The sequence below is a fragment of the Saccharopolyspora sp. NPDC000995 genome, from assembly GCF_053599315.1.
Genome location: NZ_JBSFLZ010000295.1, coordinates 1 through 2,065, shown reverse-complemented (window position 1 = coordinate 2,065; position 2,065 = coordinate 1). Strand labels below are relative to the sequence as shown.

The following is a 2,065-nucleotide window of genomic DNA, read 5'->3' as shown; positions in this document are numbered from 1 at the left end:
CGGGCGGTTACAAGGAACGCCGATGCTTCCCCCATCTCCAGGCCATGATCACGCCGCCACGCCGCACACCCCCCACAAAACTGCGAAACCTCAGTAGCCGTGACCGAGGTCGTAATGTTGCCAGGGCTGGCCAGAGGTGGCGGCGCCGGCGGTGACGGCGTCGCGGTCGAGCAGGACCTCGATGGTGCGGACATTGCGGGCGAAGTAGCCGGCATCGGTGTAGGCCTTGGACAGCGTGTTCGGCGTGATCTTCGCGTAGTGCTGGGTGGTGGCAGGGTCTTTGTGACCGAGCCATGCCTGCAACTCGAACAACGTCATCGGGTCCTTGGCGTTGTAGAGCTGGCTGGCGATCGTGGATCGGGCGCGGTGACTGGTGATCTTGCCTCGGACATCCGTGGTCGGGACACCGGCTTTGGTGCAGAGCGCAGGGATGATGGTGTGGTTGATGTAGTCCTTGGCGACCGGCTGAGCGCGAACGGAGAACAGCAGGTCGACGTGCTCTCCGGTCTTGCGATCGCGACATCCGGGCTGTGCGGGGCGCGTGATCTGCCAGGTTTCGATGGCCTGCCCGACGATCGGATCGACAGGCTTGGTGAAGGCGGTGCCGGTCTTGTGGACGGGCACGTCGAGCAGGCAGACGGCGTCGGCGGCGAGGATGTCGCGGGTGTCGCCGGGGATGGGGTGCCCGTGGTGTTGCCAGCGGATGCAGCCGAGGCGTAGACGGGTGAGCTCGTCGCTGCGCAGCCCGGAAAACAGCCAGGTCAGCGTGATCGCGCGGATCAGTTCCATCGGGTAGTAGGCGTCAGCGGAGATGCCGGGCAGGTCCGTTGGCTGCAGGTTCAGTCCGGCCCAGAGCAGCTTTGCCCAGATATCGTCGGCGATCACGCGGGGGTTGGTGCCGATCAGGGCGGCGACGCTGCGCGGCACGGACAATGCCCGGGCGGGGTCGAATCGGCGGGGAAACCATTCCCATTCCTGGCAGTCACGGAAGAACGTCCGGGTCGCGTTGAGGATGTGTGCCTTGGTGCGCGGCGAAATCGGGTTCCCGGTGCGGTCGCAGAGGTGGTCACGACGCTGGACGTGATCACCAACCGCCATGCGGTCGACGGCGGCGACCCAGGCAGCGCAGGTCTTTCTCGTCCATTGCCCGGGCTCGGTGATCTCAGGGTATTCGCTGGCCAGCCATCGCCCGGCCTTGGCCATGATCGTGCGGACAGTGGCCCGGACCCGTGGGCTCAGCGTCGACGTGGCGTGCCAGCGTTCCAGCCATGATGCCCAGGCCGGATCGGTGCCCGTGATGCCGGGGGCGTGGTTGTAGCCAGAGCGCACGGGCGGGTCGCAATGGCCGAGTGCGGCGACGGCGCGCTGCAAGGCATGCAGCATTTCGCTATAACGCCCGCTGTTGGCCGGGTGGGCACGCAGCGCCGTGAACGCCTCGGTGGTCAGATCTTCCAGTCGTGGGCTGCGGTTGATCAGCAGAGCTTGGATGAACAGGCCGCGCAGCCGGTGCTTGCGGCCCAGCGGTCCGCGGTATCCCCACTGGTCCAGAAGGCCAGCCGCCTGACCGATCGACGCCTCAACGGTGTCGGCGCCGAAAACCAGGCAGGCCAGGCGCAGCCGGTTGAAGTTGCCCAGGTGCTGGAATCCGGGAACGAATCAACGAGTCCGGCAATATCGCCAGGTCAAGCGACTATTTCAGTCACTGAGCGCGACGTTCGCAATACGTAGAGCCACTCCGCTTACGGCTGATCGGAGCATGCCAGGCCGTGCATAACGGGGAAATCTCACTGGTACGAATGGGTGATTGCGCGATCGTTCAGATTCAGGCAGTGTTCGGATAGCCGGTATATACCAGCCGGTATATACCGGCCGGATAGAATACTGATAGAATATGGGGGCGGGGTCAAACAGTCGTAGCGACGCCGAGATAGGATCTTGGTAGCGTCGATCGATGGGAATTGTGAATGAGTCGGCACGAGCCACTGCGGTTAGAGGAGCGAGAGATCATCTCGCGAGAATTAAGCAGGGAGCGCTCGGCTCGATTCATCGCGAAGACGCTGGGTCG

General features: G+C 64.3%; 2 protein-coding genes. One reads left to right on the top strand and one right to left on the bottom strand.

Annotated elements, in window-relative coordinates; translation table 11 throughout:
* Positions 1-90: 90 nt before the first annotated feature.
* Positions 91-1,329, bottom strand: a complete 1,239-nt coding sequence (locus tag ACWDKQ_RS35900; RefSeq protein ID WP_450143194.1) for a tyrosine-type recombinase/integrase — start codon at positions 1,327-1,329, stop codon at positions 91-93.
* A gap of 12 nt (positions 1,330-1,341) precedes the next feature.
* Here ACWDKQ_RS35900 and ACWDKQ_RS35895 point away from each other — a divergent pair, with 12 nt between their 5' ends.
* On the top strand, positions 1,342-1,728 hold the full coding sequence (locus ACWDKQ_RS35895) for a hypothetical protein (RefSeq protein ID WP_450143193.1): 387 nt from the start codon (positions 1,342-1,344) through the stop codon (positions 1,726-1,728).
* Positions 1,729-2,065: the final 337 nt, after the last annotated feature.

Excerpts from the sequence above, each read along its gene's own strand:
- ACWDKQ_RS35895 (WP_450143193.1), top strand. The coding sequence starts at position 1,342 with ATGGCCGAGTGCGGCGACGGCGCGCTGCAAGGCATGCAGCATTTCGCT.